This window comes from Dyadobacter chenhuakuii (genome assembly GCF_023821985.2).
In the GTDB taxonomy this organism is placed as follows: domain Bacteria; phylum Bacteroidota; class Bacteroidia; order Cytophagales; family Spirosomataceae; genus Dyadobacter; species Dyadobacter chenhuakuii.
The window spans coordinates 3,668,955-3,683,285 of record NZ_CP098805.1; the positions used below are offsets into that span (position 1 = coordinate 3,668,955).

Genomic DNA, 14,331 nt, shown 5'->3' on the forward strand with positions numbered 1-14,331 from the left:
AAATATCATTTCCAGAAAGATGGTCTTGTGGTTGTTCCACCTTGTGCCCGGCAATCGGCACAATCTTCGGAAGAACTTAAAATAAAAGTGCTTCCGCCTGCATCTATATATGAATTCAGCAGCACACCGTAGGATTTGTAAGCATCGTCTGGCGTGAGCGTATCGGGCGCAAGGCACATCGGCGAACGACCGAGTGCGGGCGTCATAAAAATGCGCTGTTTCTGTTCTGTAACCGCGCTGAAATAACCAAAAACCAGCTCCTTGGGATCTCCTGTATTCTTAATGTTGCCTGTAACCTGCGAAGGTTGTGGGTCAAAAAGACTTCCGGTTCCCTGCGTTGTCTTTGAAAGATCTGTCCAATATTCAAATGCCTCCCGTGACAATGCATACTGCCTGACCAGAATGCTGTACTTAATAAAGAGCTTATTTGTAGAGATATCAATGATATTGATCGGCAGATCTTTGATTATATCCTGATTCAACTTTATTGTTGAACCCAATTTAATGTCCCTGGATTCCAGTGTGTTCCAGCATGTACTGATATCGTCCCGCCGCGGAATAATTTCGCCTGCCTCCGTATCACGCACTAAACCTGAAAAATAAGCACTCTTGTACTCAAAAGTTTCTTCAAATTTCCACCGGTAAAACCGCGTGTTGTTTGCAGGATCGTGTGTGTTTACATAAATGATCATTGCATTTCTTCTCAAATCCAGCTTGTAGGTCAAACTGTCAATAGGAGGTGTTTGCGTCACAACCACATAATCGGATAAATATTCTCTGCCGTTCGACCGGCGAATGTGCAGGCGATATTTGGTGGTCATGTTAAAATTTACCGGCGGCAAAAGATAAACACCTTGCCCTTTTTCTTCAAATTCATATTTTTCACCACTTTCCGCATCCACTGAAATCCGCGCGCCGCCTTCCACAACAGGCCGTGTATCATCATTTGTATTCTGCGTGTTCCGTAATGCGATCCTGCTGGTGTCACTTCCCACATTAAGAAATCCGTCGACAACCAGAAAACTCTCTGTATTAGTGACTTCCGGCGGAGAAAACGGCTCAATGCAGCCGTATATAACCAGGATCGATGCAAGAAAAACCGCAGACTGATAACCCCAATGCATTTTTTTAACAGAAAACCATTTCCGTGTGACCATGTTAAAATCTGAAATTATAAGTGATGGTCGGGATAGGTTGTCCAAAAATAGAAAGCTGGTAACCGCTTACTTTGCCGCCGACGGTCTGGAAATAAACTGAGGTTGGATTTTTGCGGCCCAGTACATTGTATACGGCCAGCGTCCAGGAACTGTGTGCCAGCTTTTTAATCCTGTGATTGCCTTCCAGGTTCAGCGAGACGTCTGTACGGTAATAATCCGGGATACGGAACTGGTTTCTGTCTGCATAATAAACGCGTTGCGATCCATCGATCAGGTATTTCCCGATCGGCGGCGTGTACGGCCTTCCTGTGCTGTATGTAAAATTGAATGAAAAGCTTACCCGGTGCGAGAACCTGTAATTGGAAATCAATGTAAAATCGTGCGGCTTATCATAGTTACTTGGATAGAAATTGCCATCATTAGGCGCGTCCGGGGAATCGCGGTCGATGGCCCGCAGCAATGTTCGGGCATAAGTGTAACCCAGCCAGCCGTTTAGCTTACCTGTCATTTTTTTAATCATAAACTCAACCCCATATGCCTTGGCTTTGGTATTCAGCACGGCGGCTTCAATGTTGTGGTTCATAATCAGCGAATCTCCGCCTTTGTAATCCAGGAAGTTTTGAATGTTTTTATAATAACCTTCAAGTGAAACCTCGATCTTATTTCCCCTGAAATTCCGATATAGACCCACCGAGATCTGATCGCCGATTTGTGGTTTTACATAATTATCGCTGAGCTTCCAGATATCCGTCGGCGAAACCGTCATGGTGTTGGTCAGCAAGTGGATATACTGGCGCAATGTATTGTAACTCACTTTCAGCGAAAGATTATCAAAGACGCTGTAACGCACCGACGCACGATATTCCGGGCCGCCGTAGGACTTGATCTTCTTACCCGAGCCATATTCCTTTACACCATTCTGATAAATATATTCAATCGGAAGGCCTGGCACATAAGTATTTACATTTCTTGGCCCCAAATATTGGTAAAATGAATAACGGATCCCGGCAGTAATCGACAGCCTTGGATTAACCTCAAATTTATCTTCAATGTAAATGGCGCTTTCGGTGCCCTGCTCGGCTTCCAGCACATCCGGAACGATCAGTGATTCAGTTCCTTTTGGTTGGAATGAGCCGGGATGCAGCTTGTAGTAAATGGTGCTCAGTCCAAAATCCAATGTATGCTTAGGATGCAGGACATAGCTCAGATCGGCCTTGAAATTGGATTGGTTAATGTCAAATTTCAGATCAAAAGAATTAAGCGGCAGACCCGCAGCGCCCATTGCATACTGATATTTTGTGTGGGCAGCCGTGAAAACACTGTATAACCTGTTATTAAATGTATGTTTCCATTTCAATGATCCCAGCTGGTTCTGATACGTGTAAAGTGTATCGCCATACAGCCTAAACCGGTCGTCGCTAATGTATCCGGTCAGAAATAAGCTGTTCTTTTCATTGATTTCGTGGCTTATATGGAGGTTTACATCATAAAAAGAAGCCGAGCTCTTGTTATAGTTCTCATTATCCAACCTCTTGATCAGCCAGCTGCTATAAGTGGACCGGCCGCCGAGTAAGAAGGAGGTTTTGTCTTTAACCAATGGCCCTTCCAATGTTAACCGGCCTGTTACCAAGCCAATTCCACCCGAAGCCATAAACTTTTTCTTGTTCCCATCCCGGCTGCTGATATCCAGAACCGACGCCAGCCTTCCCCCGAACTTGGCAGGGATCGTGCTTTTGTAAAGCTCCACGTCTTTTAGTACATCCGGGTTAAATGCGGAGAAAAACCCGAAAAGGTGGGACGGATTATAGATAACGGCATCATTATACTGAATCAGATTCTGATCCGTTGAGCCACCGCGAACATTCAATCCTGTGCTGTTTTCACCCACCGACTTGATACCCGGCAATGTCAGCACTGTACGTAGCAGATCCGTTTCCCCAAACACGGTTGGCACTTGTTTCAGGTTTTTAATGGTCAGCTTAACCGTTCCCATTTGTGTCCCTACTACATTCTTATCCATCCCTGCCTTCACTGAAACTTCCTTCAACGCGATCACACTTTCTCGCATCTCCACGTCCAGTTTTCCATCAGAATACAGCATGACCTGGCGCTGCGTTTCCCGCATCCCGGTGCTCTTAATGTGTACAATCTGCTTTCCACGCGGGATGGTGAGCGCGTACAGGCCGAGCGCATCCGTAGTAACGCCAATCGAAGGTGATGTGATGAACACCGCCGCACCAATCACCGGCTCGCCGGTAACCGCATTCCGCACATAGCCGGTTATGGTTGAGTTTCCAGGGGTTATGCGGTGTTTTTTGATGCCTATCTCGTGTAATTTGCTTTCAGCGGTTGAGAGCAGTCGTTCTTTCGCATCGTTTTCCGGACCAGAATAAGCGATGGTTCCGTTGTCACCAGCCAGATCCGGCTCGAAAAGTCCGGGCGTGAGTTGCGTAATGATCCGCTGGCCCTGGGTAATGTAAATGCGTTTTTGCGCATCAATGGAATATTCAAATTCCGAGCCTTTAAAAACCTGGTCGAGCACTTCGCGGATCGCGAGATCTTTAACGTTGAGATCCAGCGTAAGGCTGTCGAATTTGGAGGCGTCGTAGTAAAAATAGTAGCCCGTTTGGCTCTCGACCTGTTTTACGAAGTCATTGAAGCGCGCTGAATCCAGGCGCATGGTGATTTTCTTTTCCGGTGCCGACTGTGCGTAAGCATCTCTGGAAAACAACCCGACACTGAATAAGATCATTAAGGGTAAAAGTATTTTCATTGTTTGGCTAGTTTGTCGTAAGTGTCGACAATGGTGACGATGGCTGTTTCCCTGTTTTTCCTGAACTTAATTCTTTGATCTTTAAGCACTTTACGCAACTCCCTTTTATATTCAGGAAACAGATTCAGCGCCGACTTTTTGGAACTGACGCCATAGTAACGGTCGCCTTTCCTGATGAAGAAGTTATTTTTCTGGGGATATAATGCGATCACCATTTTATCCACGATCTTTTCCTGGCGCTGTTTTACCCGGCGGACGATTGTACGCGATTTACCTTCGTACAGGACATCATAAAACCCGGTGCGCATTTGTTCATTAATGTCCTTACCGGCCTCATATCGCACAAAATTGTGGTTGTCTACTTTGAAATAGTCAACCTTTTCGGATTGCAGAAGGATGTGATCGCCGTTGAAATGTTTGATTATGAGCTCATCTTTAAAGATGTCGTAAAGCATGGGGATGCTGTCAAAGCGCTGGCCGTCGTACATGATGACGCCGTTGTGCCATTTTCTGAACTCAAAAAACTGATGTTCTTCCGACCGGTTGTCGTAAACGTAATATTGTCGGCCGTTGTAGAGGTTCTGAGACTGGCTGGTGGCCTCCTTGTACATGGCGATCGGATATGCGGTCTCTTTGGCCTCGGCTACGCCACCATTTTGCCCGAAAGACTGGAATGCGAGACAGGAAAGAAGAAAAATAGTAAAAGTACAAATGCGCATGTATGGCCGGTTTGTTATGCTTAGTACGAAGTAGAGCTAACGAATTGTTGCAGTGGAGTATGCTGAAAAGGATGTGAACATAAGTTACATACTACATTCCAAATTTATTCAAATTAATTAGATTTCGATGTTATACATAACAAGTTTTAAATATAAATATTCCTGGCAAATTTATCCGTTCTTATGGAATCTCCTAACTTTGGAAACAGTTTACTTCCACACTTTCTGCTTACACATAAAATCGCTGTATGAAAATTTTAATTACCGGAGGAGCCGGTTTCGTAGGTTCCGCATTAGCCATATCCCTGAAAGTTAATTATCCTGATTACCAGGTTTATGCATTGGATAACCTTAAACGCAGGGGTTCCGAGCTCAATTTGAGCCGACTGAAAGCGCAGGGCGTTGAATTCGTGCATGGCGACATCAGGAATAAAGAAGATTTTGACTCGGTCCCGGCGGTTGACGTGGTGATCGAAGCTTCTGCCGAACCTTCGGTTCTGGCTGGCCTGGACGGCACACCTGATTATCTGATTAATACCAACCTGGTTGGGACCATTAACTGCCTTAATTATGCATTGAAGCATAAAGCTGGCTTTATTTTCCTTTCCACGAGCCGGGTTTATCCGATCAAAACCATTGAAACATTAAACTTCGTTGAAGAGCCTACGCGTTTTGCGTTGTCGGACGACCAGCCGGTTGCCGGTGTTTCTTCCAAGGGGATTGCGGAAGATTTCCCATTGAATGGTGCGCGCTCTTTATATGGAACGACCAAACTGGCTTCTGAGCTTATTATCCAGGAATACAACGAGTTTTATAATCTCAAAACGGTCATTAACCGCTGCGGCGTGATCACAGGTCCCTGGCAGATGGGCAAAGTGGATCAGGGCGTGATGGTGCTTTGGATTGCAAAACATTATTTTGAACAACAACTGGGCTACTTCGGCTACGGCGGAACTGGTAAGCAAATCCGTGACATGTTGCACGTAGCAGACCTTTACCGCCTGATCGACTGGCAGTTGCACAACCTTGATAAAGTTAACGGAGAGATCCTGAATGCAGGCGGCGGACTGGAAAGCAGTGCATCCTTGCAGGAATTAACGAAAGTTTGCCAGGAAGTTACCGGCAAAACAATCCCTATTAAAGTAGTACCCGAAAACCGCACCGCCGACATCCGGCTTTACGTGACGGATAACACGAAAGTAACAGCACTTACAGGCTGGAAACCCGAAATCGGCATCCGCCAGATCGTCGAGGACATTGCAGCGTGGCTCGCAGAAAATGAAAAAGATTTGGCACCAATATTGAAATAATTTTGAATGATTGAATGAGTGAATGACTGAATGTTTTAAAAAACGAGTATTCACTCATTCACTCATTCACTCATTCACTCACTCACTCATTGAATCTTGAAAATCATCGAATGTCCGCGTGATGCCTGGCAGGGAGTTCATCGCTTTATTCCTACTGAGAAAAAGGCGTATTACATTAACCAGCTGCTTCGCGTTGGGTTTGATACCATTGACTTTGGGAGTTTCGTTTCTCCCAAAGCCATGCCTCAGGTGAGCGATACTGCGGAATTAATAAGCCAGCTGAACACAGCTGGCTCCACTACCAAGCTTCTTGCCATTGTTGCTAACGAGCGCGGCGCCATCGAGGCATGCCAGTTTCCTCAGATCACCGACATTGGTTTTCCTTTTTCCATTTCCGAAACTTTTCAGATCCGTAATGCCAATTCCACGATTGCAGAATCGCTGGAAAGAGTGAAGCGCATTACCGCTTTGGCGGAGGACAATGGGAAATCTCTTGTTATTTATATTTCAATGGGTTTCGGAAATCCGTACGGAGACGCCTGGAATGCTGAAATTGTATTCGAGAATATTGAAAAGCTGGCTCAATCTGGCATCCGTACATTTTCACTGGCCGATACTGTGGGCGTAGCGCGGGAAAGCGACATTAGGAATGTATTTTCACAAATGCTGGCGCTCCGGCCGGATCTGGAATTTGGGGCACATTTTCATACAACACCTGGTCAATGGCGGGAGAAAGTTGCAGCAGCATATGAAGCAGGATGCCGGCGTTTTGATGGTGCAATGCTGGGTTACGGCGGTTGTCCCATGGCGCAGGATGAGCTCGTAGGAAATATGCCGACCGAAAATCTGATGGAATTTGCAAAAGAAAAAAAAGAACTGCTCAATCTGGATTTGCAGGCTTTGCAAAACGCTCGTAAGCAGTTCCTTCAATTGGTATAAATGTCTATTGACCTGAAAATTTACGTTTTACAATCGCTAACAGCGCTGTAACCGCCTCTCCATTCACATCCCAGGCATATTTGGACGCATAACGATGCCAGATCAGGTTTTGCGCTTCTTCAAAACTTTTCACCATATCCAATTCATAAATTGCTTTGTCGAAATGCTCACTGTTTTTGTCAAAAAGCTGATTAACAAACATAAAGCGCTGTCCCAAGGGAATAGAACCCGCAATGCTCTCCACCTTCACCGGAACGCTTCCGTATGACTTGTCGTCATCATGTTTTGGAAGCTCCACTTTGTAGCGGCTGTTGAGGCTGTCTTTTTCGGTAGAATTTGTTTTAGCGATAATTTCACCGATCACCGCCGAAGCAGGTTCTGCGCGTGGCGGCGCAGGCTTAGCAGGTGCGTCCAGCTCATTGAATGCTGAATCGAAGAATGATCTCGATTCATTTCTTCCGCTCGTTGATGTATTTCTACCACTTTCAGAAATGCGAAGATCTGACAGATTAAGCGGGAAAACATCCGAGAATTGAAGCAAATAAGGATCCAAATCGTCGATAAGGTCCGGATTGCCTTTTAATTCGTATAACCAGCTAACGGCTTGGGTCTGATAAACCGAATTTGAGCCACTGTCTGTCAGGCGGGCTAACATCGCTTCTGCCAGTCCACGGTGAATGTGGGTATATTTAACCAGATGCTCGGCCTTTTCATGCGTAAATTCCGCATCCTGCTTTTCCCTGATCTTATCCTCGAAATAACTTTCCGGAGCCAGTAATAACCTGAGCGCGTCCTTCACAGAGTCCGATAATATGGGTTCCAGGTCGGCGCGTTTCACAGCAATATGTTGCGAAGCCGTGTTCATAAAATCTTCCAGTGCCTTTTTTACCTCTTCATTGGTAAAATCAAAATAGGGGCTCCGAAACTGTTCTGCGTTACTTCTCCAGGCGTCAAATAACCGGTTCAAAATTCCAAGGTTTACTTGTCTTACGGGCGTGAGTTTCAGTAATCCGGCTCCTGAGATCGTATCCTGGTCCCGGTACATCTCATTTAAGATCGTTGTGGTGAACCTGGCAGCGTATTGGTTGAGTGCAATTAAATTCAAATTATCCGGCATAACGAATAAGAGCTTTTGATAACGTCTGTGTTTAAAAAAAATGTGCTTGATTTGTAAAGATAAAGAAATTTGCCTGTTCGGCAGCCCCGTATCCCGTCAAACATGTTCATAGAACCATCGCAAAGGAAAGAAAACGAGAGTCCGCGAACCGGCTGGATCGAAGTGATCTGTGGATCAATGTTTTCCGGAAAAACGGAGGAATTGATCCGCAGACTGAACCGCGCCAAAATAGCCCGGCAACGGATACAAATTTTCAAGCCTGCGTTGGATAAACGCTATCACGAGGAGAACATTGTTTCTCATAATGACAATTCGATCCGCTCTATTCCTGTCCAGACATCCCTTGAAATCCTGGACCGGGCCGAAAACTGTGAGGTGGTCGGCCTGGATGAAGCGCAATTTTTTGATGAGAAAATTGTGGAAGTATGCACATTGCTGGCGGACTCCGGCAAGCGGGTGATTGTGGCTGGATTGGATATGGATTATGCGGGAAAACCATTCGGATGCATGCCTCAGCTGATGGCTGTCGCGGAATATGTAACCAAAGTGCATGCCATTTGCATGGTCTGCGGGGAAGTTGCCTCCCATTCCTACCGGCTTTCCCCGTCTAACGAACGCGTTTTATTAGGCGAAACCAATCTTTATGAGGCACGGTGCCGCCGCTGCTTTAATTTGGGTGAACAAGTATGAAAACCAGGAACTGGCTTATTGCTTCTCTGGCGCTGAATGCATTTCTGATCGTGTCAATTTGCGTTTTCTCATACATTTATCGTGATAAGATTATGCAAAGATTTGTTGCCATGAAAGGAAATCCGACCATTGTCATGTATGGAAATTCGATCACCGCACAGGGAAAATGGACCGCATTACTGGACCGGACGGATGTCCTGAACAACGGACTGCCCGGCATGAGCACTTATCACTTCCTGCAATTGCTTCCCACACATGTTACTAACCTGCATCCGAAGATATGTTTTGTAAAAGGCGGCATTAATGACATTACAGTCGGCGTTTCGCAGGAGCGAATGCAGGGCTACTATCAGGCTATTCTTGACAAAATAATAGAAAGCAAAATCATCCCCGTCGTCACGCTGACTGTCTATGAGCAAAATGATCCCGTTAGCAAAAAGGAAGTAGATACATTAAACGACTTCCTGATTAAATATTGCCAGGAAAATCAAGTTGCTTACATTGACCTCAATCAGTTTATTTCAGATTCAACGGGGCTGAAAGTTGAGTATGCTGTTGATAAAACGCATTTGAACGAGAAGGCTTATGAGATCTGGGGACGGGAGATTAGGAAGGTTTTGAAGGAAAAGGGAATTTGATCAAACATTATAAAACCAAAAACGGCCGCTTCTTTCGAAACGGCCGTTTTTGGTATGCTATCTTAAATCCTAAACATTCACCTGGTTCATCACCTCGGTTTGCTTGCGGATTGATTCCATGTGAACAAGTTTGAAAAGCTCGTCGACAAGGTTTGGATATAAATTCATGCTCTTGCCCCATCCTGCGCGCGTTTCCAAAACTTCACGGAAACGGTCAACCTGGTAAGCGGCAACGTTGTTATCGCGTTTGTATTCGGCCAATTTCTCAACCAAAGCCATGCGGTTTGCCAATGTTTCAAGCATTTCGCGGTCCAGGTTGTCAATTTTGCCACGAATGATCTCTAATTGAGATTGGTAATCGCTGCCGTAAGACTCTTTACGAACGTGCAGGTCATGCAACATTTGACCAAGGGCAGCTGGCGTCAACTGCTGAGCAGCATCAGACCAAGCTTTATCCGGCTCGCGGTGTGATTCGATAATCAAACCTTCATAGTTCAAATCAAGCGCACGTTGTGCCAATTCATATAAGTAAGCACGTTTTCCGGCCATGTGGCTTGGATCACCGATAACAGGCAATTCAGGGAAAAGCGTTTTCAATTCGATCGCAATGTTCCACATTGGGGAGTTACGGAACTTCGTTTCCTGAGCGTTCGAGAAACCGCGGTGGATTGCACCCAATTTCCGTACGCCAGCCTGGTTCAAACGCTCCAAAGCACCGATCCACAATTGCAGGTCAGGGTTTACAGGGTTTTTCACCAAAACAGGAACGTCAATGCCTTTCAAAGCATCCGCAAGTTCCTGAACATTGAACGGGTTCACGGTTGTACGCGCGCCGATCCAAAGTATATCCACACCATATTTCAATGCTAATTCAATGTGCTGAGGATTTGCAACTTCAACAGCAACAGGCATTCCGGTTTGTTTCTTTACTTCCTGTAACCAGGGTAAAGCAGCTTCTCCCATGCCTTCAAAACTTCCTGGACGAGTCCTCGGTTTCCAAATTCCCGCACGGATTACGTGCGCAAATCCTTCCTCTTTGATCTGGATTGCGGTTTCTAACATTTGTTCCTCGGTCTCTGCGCTGCAAGGTCCGGCGATTACCAAAGGCTTACCTTCGGTATTGATCCAACTGCTTAACGGAAGGATATCTAAAGAAGCATTCATATTCAAAAACTTGTCCTTAATAAAAAATGATAATTGTAATATTTTGATCCGGTGTTATGCGTATTTCTGGGATTGACGTACATTTGATATAACAAAAGTCAATCAACTTCTTAATGCGTACTACTTTCTTCCAGTGATTTTAAGCAAAAACACTAAACTTTCACTTAGGAAAAACGTATAATTAAAAAATGGCATATCCTTCTCCAAAAGACGAAATACCTGTATTTTTTGAAGATACTTCCGTCGCATTTGCATCAAAATCAGACGCTCAACTACGTAAAACTTACTGGTTATTCAGCCTCATGAATCAGGCTCGAGTGGTAAATTTAGGCACTTTTTTTATAAAGCTTGCACTAAAACTTCACTTACCGATAAAAAATGTTATCCGTCTTACCATTTTTGAACAATTCTGTGGCGGTGAGACGATTAGGGACTGCGACCCAACCATTTCATTGCTCGGCCGGTCGGGCATTGGCACCATCCTGGATTACTCAGTGGAAGGTGAGGACGACGAAGCAAGCTTTGATGCTACAACGAATGAAATACTGAAAACGATCGATAAGGCCGCTTCCTCAGAAACGATCCCTTTTTCTGTGTTCAAGATTACGGGTGTTGCTTCCGCGGATCTGCTGGAAAAAATCCAGCGAAACGAGGAGCTTACGAGCGAGGAAGAGGCCGCATATGCCCGCATTCAGGAGCGTGTGGAGACATTATGCCGCCATGCACATGATAAGAACGTCCGCATTTTTGTGGATGCGGAAGAAAGCTGGATCCAGGGCATCATCGACGACCTGACCTACCGAATGATGCAAAAATTCAACCGCGAAAAAGCCATCGTTTACAACACATACCAACTTTACAGGCATGATACGCTGGAAGGATTGAAAAGTGCTTATCTCGCCGCACGGCAGAAAGGCTATTTCCTTGGCGGAAAGCTCGTTAGGGGTGCATATATGGAAAAAGAGCGGCTCAGGGCGAGGGAAAACGAATATTTTAATCCTATCCATGTTTCGAAGGAAGCAACGGACAGCGACTACAACGCAGCCATCGATTTCAGTTTAGACCACATCGAACACATTTCGATCTGCCTGGGCACACATAATGAATACAGCTCGCAATACTGTGCTGCCAAGATGAAAAAGCAGGGCATCAGCCGGAATGATGACCGGATCTGGTTTGCACAATTGCTGGGCATGAGCGATAACATTTCCTTTAATTTGTCGAAGGCGGGATATAATGTTGCCAAGTATGTTCCTTATGGCCCGATTGACGCTGTTTTGCCTTATCTGATCCGCCGTGCGGAGGAAAACACCTCTATTGCGGGCCAAAGCAGCAGGGAGTATCTGCTGGTTAAAAGTGAATTGAAGCGGAGGGGAATCGGTTCTTTATAAGTAACTTATTACTTTCGCATTCTTGAAATTGTCAATTGTTTGAAAAACGAATGAATCAATCCCGAAATCCAACGCCATATTTAGTTTTCAGTTTGCTGCTTATCGTGCTGGATCAGCTTTCTAAATTCCTGGTTTACAAATATATGGAACCTGGATTTTCCGGGCAGATCCCACTGATCGGCAATTGGCTGAAACTACATTATGTACTTAATCCGGGGATGGCGTTCGGCATGCAGCTGGGGCACGAATATGGCAAGCTTTTTCTGACATTATTCCGCCTTGTGGCCATGTGCGCCATTGGCTGGTATTTGATCCATTTGGCCCGCTCAGGCGCTTCAAAGGGATTGCTTTGGGCATTGTCGATGATACTTGCCGGCGCGGTGGGTAATGTAATTGACAGCACATTCTATGGCGTTTTGCTTAAAAATGCGCCTTACGGCTCTCCTACTCCCTGGTTTCATGGACAGGTTATTGACATGATTTTTGTTGATTTCTGGGAAGGGTTTATTCCGGAATGGATTCCTGTCTGGGGAGGACAATATTACTCTACACCGATCTTCAACGTTGCCGATTCATGCATTTTCATCGGCGTATGCAGCATTTTAATATTCCAGGGAAGCTTTCACTCGGATCATTCAGATGATTCAGATCATAAAGATGAGGATGAAACACCCGTTGAAACGACATTAAGCGCAACGGATGAGCACACAGACATTCCTTCCACTCCTGTTAAACTGGAAGATGACGAAACGAAAAAAGAGAGCTAAGGCTCTCTTTTTTCGTTTGATATGATCTTGATATTAATTCTCTTCTTTGGTTAGTGGCACAAAATCCTTAAAGGACTTTTTCAGTGCAGCATCTGTGGCTTCCTTCTTGCTTTCCCAATTCGCATCCAGTTCCAATGCTACCAAACCACTCAGGTTCATAAGCGCTTTGAATTCGTCGAGTTTACGGATAAAATCAGGTGTCCTCCGCGCAGATTTCTGAGCATATTCACGGGCAAAAACATCTCCTTTATTTTGCAGCTCATTTTTCTTTTGCAATACGTAATTAAAACGATCTAAAAGTCCGTTCGTGGACTTACCGATCACCTCAGTTGCCTCCAATGTTCCAACCGTCGCAACCGTCGTCCCGCCAATGGTTGTAATGTAACCACGGGCTTTTCCCTTATCGTCTGTAAACTGTGGCGCCAGCCCGGTCGTTGCTCCTAGCGAAGCATTTAGCAAGGATCTGCTCCTCTTCCCGCGTTTCGCTTTGGAATACGCTTTTTTCAGGTAAATTTCCTTCTCCTGCATTTGCTCCAGAAGCCCCCATGCATTCACGAGTGCGCCCTTGTATAAGCCGTATACATATGCGTCACGAAGACTTTCATCCACAGTATTTTTAATCACAAAGCGGATCGTCTTCTCCTTTTTGTTCTGCGCCTTGTCCATCACGTAAAAAATGATGTTAAAGGAAAGAGTATCAAACGGATCTTTTACAAAATCATAACCCGGCTCCCATATGAACTCGTAACTGGTAGGCGCGTTTTTTACCAAAGCTTCCTTGGGAACATTCTTATTTTCAGAAATGAATGCAAATGTGGAAATGTCGTCTTCTCCGTTTGGATCGGACAATGCGAACCGCAGGTTAATGCGGTTGTTTTCCGCGCTCCTGATCGTGGAAACCTGCGGCACAATCGTAAAGTCCGGTGCCAGGTCCATTTGCGTAATGTTCAATCGCAACCTCCCTTTTGTCCGCTCTTTGGACGGCTGATCTTCTACATAGAACTCAACATACTTAGGCGATTCCTTCAAAATATTAAACTGCTTGGTAGAAGGCTCCCAGACGATTTCACCTGCTGCCGAAAGCTTCATTCCCTCAGGCATTTCTTCCAGAATGGGAACAAAAACAACGGGATCACCATCCGGATCACGGACAGAGTTCATATCGATCTGGTAGGTGTTCTGAGTTCTGTATTGAATGTAGAAAGGCTTTAATTCGTCAACTTGCGGAGGGCGGTTCACGTGCATGACTTTAAAAACCACCTCTCGGGAAGCACTTTCACCCGATGTGCTCTGTGCTTCAAACACAACCGGAAAGGATTTCGAAGTATTGATCCGGTCAGCAATGTCGTAACCCGGAGTCCAGATGAAATGCCCGAGCGAGTCAAACTTCATCTCTTTAAGATAACCGGTAGAAATACTATATCGCACAGAATCGCTTTTTCCACCTTTGGTCTGAAGATGAAAATTGATCTCCTTCCCTTCACTCAGCACATTCCATTCGGATTCATTCGGGAAAACAATCTGCAAGGGGCCTGTTGCAGAACTCTTCATATTATCCTGCCCCTGCGCCTTTGAGAATAAGAAAACGGCCGTCAGAAGTATCAGTATTTTATGAATATGCTTTGTAATCATAACTTCCAAAATATAATTAATTCCATGTGTCGAG

The 14,331-nt window shown here is 45.2% G+C and carries 12 protein-coding genes; 6 read left to right on the plus strand and 6 right to left on the minus strand.

Going from position 1 to position 14,331, the window contains the following annotated elements; translation table 11 throughout:
* Positions 1–5: 5 nt before the first annotated feature.
* Genes NFI80_RS15140 through NFI80_RS15150 form a run of 3 tightly spaced genes read right to left on the minus strand, consistent with a single transcriptional unit; the run spans position 6 to position 4,649 of the window.
* On the minus strand, positions 6–1,124 hold the full coding sequence (locus tag NFI80_RS15140) for a DUF4249 domain-containing protein (protein WP_254414151.1): 1,119 nt from the start codon (positions 1,122–1,124) through the stop codon (positions 6–8).
* Positions 1,125–1,158: 34 nt separating this feature from the next.
* Complete coding sequence (locus tag NFI80_RS15145) at positions 1,159–3,930, minus strand: TonB-dependent receptor (protein ID WP_235156895.1); 2,772 nt, start codon at positions 3,928–3,930, stop codon at positions 1,159–1,161.
* Positions 3,927–4,649 (minus strand): hypothetical protein, encoded by a 723-nt coding sequence (locus NFI80_RS15150; RefSeq protein ID WP_235156894.1) that lies wholly within the window; start codon positions 4,647–4,649, stop codon positions 3,927–3,929. Before NFI80_RS15150 ends, NFI80_RS15145 begins: the two co-directional genes overlap by 4 nt.
* Positions 4,650–4,897: 248 nt before the next feature.
* On the opposite strand from NFI80_RS15150, the gene NFI80_RS15155 reads away from it, so the two are divergent.
* Positions 4,898–5,959, plus strand: a complete 1,062-nt coding sequence (locus tag NFI80_RS15155; RefSeq protein ID WP_233795176.1) for an NAD-dependent epimerase/dehydratase family protein — start codon at positions 4,898–4,900, stop codon at positions 5,957–5,959.
* A 96-nt stretch (positions 5,960–6,055) separates the two neighbouring features.
* A complete protein-coding gene (locus NFI80_RS15160; protein ID WP_235165106.1) occupies positions 6,056–6,898 on the plus strand; it encodes a hydroxymethylglutaryl-CoA lyase in 843 nt (280 codons plus the stop codon).
* Positions 6,899–6,902: 4 nt separating this feature from the next.
* On the opposite strand, the gene NFI80_RS15165 is transcribed toward NFI80_RS15160, so the two are convergent.
* Complete coding sequence (locus tag NFI80_RS15165) at positions 6,903–8,015, minus strand: DUF8457 domain-containing protein (RefSeq protein ID WP_235165107.1); 1,113 nt, start codon at positions 8,013–8,015, stop codon at positions 6,903–6,905.
* A 102-nt stretch (positions 8,016–8,117) separates the two neighbouring features.
* Here NFI80_RS15165 and NFI80_RS15170 point away from each other — a divergent pair, with 102 nt between their 5' ends.
* Together NFI80_RS15170 and NFI80_RS15175 are read left to right on the plus strand one after the other, a co-directional pair.
* On the plus strand, positions 8,118–8,705 hold the full coding sequence (locus NFI80_RS15170; protein ID WP_235165108.1) for a thymidine kinase: 588 nt from the start codon (positions 8,118–8,120) through the stop codon (positions 8,703–8,705).
* Complete coding sequence (locus tag NFI80_RS15175) at positions 8,702–9,343, plus strand: SGNH/GDSL hydrolase family protein (protein WP_235165109.1); 642 nt, start codon at positions 8,702–8,704, stop codon at positions 9,341–9,343. Before NFI80_RS15170 ends, NFI80_RS15175 begins: the two co-directional genes overlap by 4 nt.
* 69 nt (positions 9,344–9,412) lie before the next feature.
* Here NFI80_RS15175 and NFI80_RS15180 read toward each other — a convergent pair whose 3' ends face one another.
* A complete protein-coding gene (locus NFI80_RS15180; protein ID WP_233795171.1) occupies positions 9,413–10,507 on the minus strand; it encodes a chorismate mutase in 1,095 nt (364 codons plus the stop codon).
* A gap of 188 nt (positions 10,508–10,695) precedes the next feature.
* On the opposite strand from NFI80_RS15180, the gene NFI80_RS15185 reads away from it, so the two are divergent.
* Both NFI80_RS15185 and NFI80_RS15190 read left to right on the plus strand, forming a co-directional pair.
* Complete coding sequence (locus NFI80_RS15185; RefSeq protein WP_235156889.1) at positions 10,696–11,898, plus strand: proline dehydrogenase family protein; 1,203 nt, start codon at positions 10,696–10,698, stop codon at positions 11,896–11,898.
* 50 nt (positions 11,899–11,948) lie between these two features.
* A complete protein-coding gene (locus NFI80_RS15190) occupies positions 11,949–12,665 on the plus strand; it encodes a lipoprotein signal peptidase (protein WP_235165110.1) in 717 nt (238 codons plus the stop codon).
* Positions 12,666–12,698: 33 nt separating this feature from the next.
* Here NFI80_RS15190 and NFI80_RS15195 read toward each other — a convergent pair whose 3' ends face one another.
* Positions 12,699–14,297 (minus strand): hypothetical protein, encoded by a 1,599-nt coding sequence (locus tag NFI80_RS15195; RefSeq protein ID WP_233795168.1) that lies wholly within the window; start codon positions 14,295–14,297, stop codon positions 12,699–12,701.
* Positions 14,298–14,331: the final 34 nt, after the last annotated feature.

Coding starts and splice junctions, on each gene's coding strand:
- NFI80_RS15140 (WP_254414151.1), bottom strand. CDS start 1,124: ATGCATTGGGGTTATCAGTCTGCGGTTTTTCTTGCATCGATCCTGGTT.
- NFI80_RS15145 (WP_235156895.1), bottom strand. CDS start 3,930: ATGAAAATACTTTTACCCTTAATGATCTTATTCAGTGTCGGGTTGTTT.
- NFI80_RS15150 (WP_235156894.1), bottom strand. CDS start 4,649: ATGCGCATTTGTACTTTTACTATTTTTCTTCTTTCCTGTCTCGCATTC.
- NFI80_RS15155 (WP_233795176.1), top strand. CDS start 4,898: ATGAAAATTTTAATTACCGGAGGAGCCGGTTTCGTAGGTTCCGCATTA.
- NFI80_RS15165 (WP_235165107.1), bottom strand. CDS start 8,015: ATGCCGGATAATTTGAATTTAATTGCACTCAACCAATACGCTGCCAGG.
- NFI80_RS15170 (WP_235165108.1), top strand. CDS start 8,118: ATGTTCATAGAACCATCGCAAAGGAAAGAAAACGAGAGTCCGCGAACC.
- NFI80_RS15175 (WP_235165109.1), top strand. CDS start 8,702: ATGAAAACCAGGAACTGGCTTATTGCTTCTCTGGCGCTGAATGCATTT.
- NFI80_RS15180 (WP_233795171.1), bottom strand. CDS start 10,507: ATGAATGCTTCTTTAGATATCCTTCCGTTAAGCAGTTGGATCAATACC.
- NFI80_RS15185 (WP_235156889.1), top strand. CDS start 10,696: ATGGCATATCCTTCTCCAAAAGACGAAATACCTGTATTTTTTGAAGAT.
- NFI80_RS15190 (WP_235165110.1), top strand. CDS start 11,949: ATGAATCAATCCCGAAATCCAACGCCATATTTAGTTTTCAGTTTGCTG.
- NFI80_RS15195 (WP_233795168.1), bottom strand. CDS start 14,297: ATGATTACAAAGCATATTCATAAAATACTGATACTTCTGACGGCCGTT.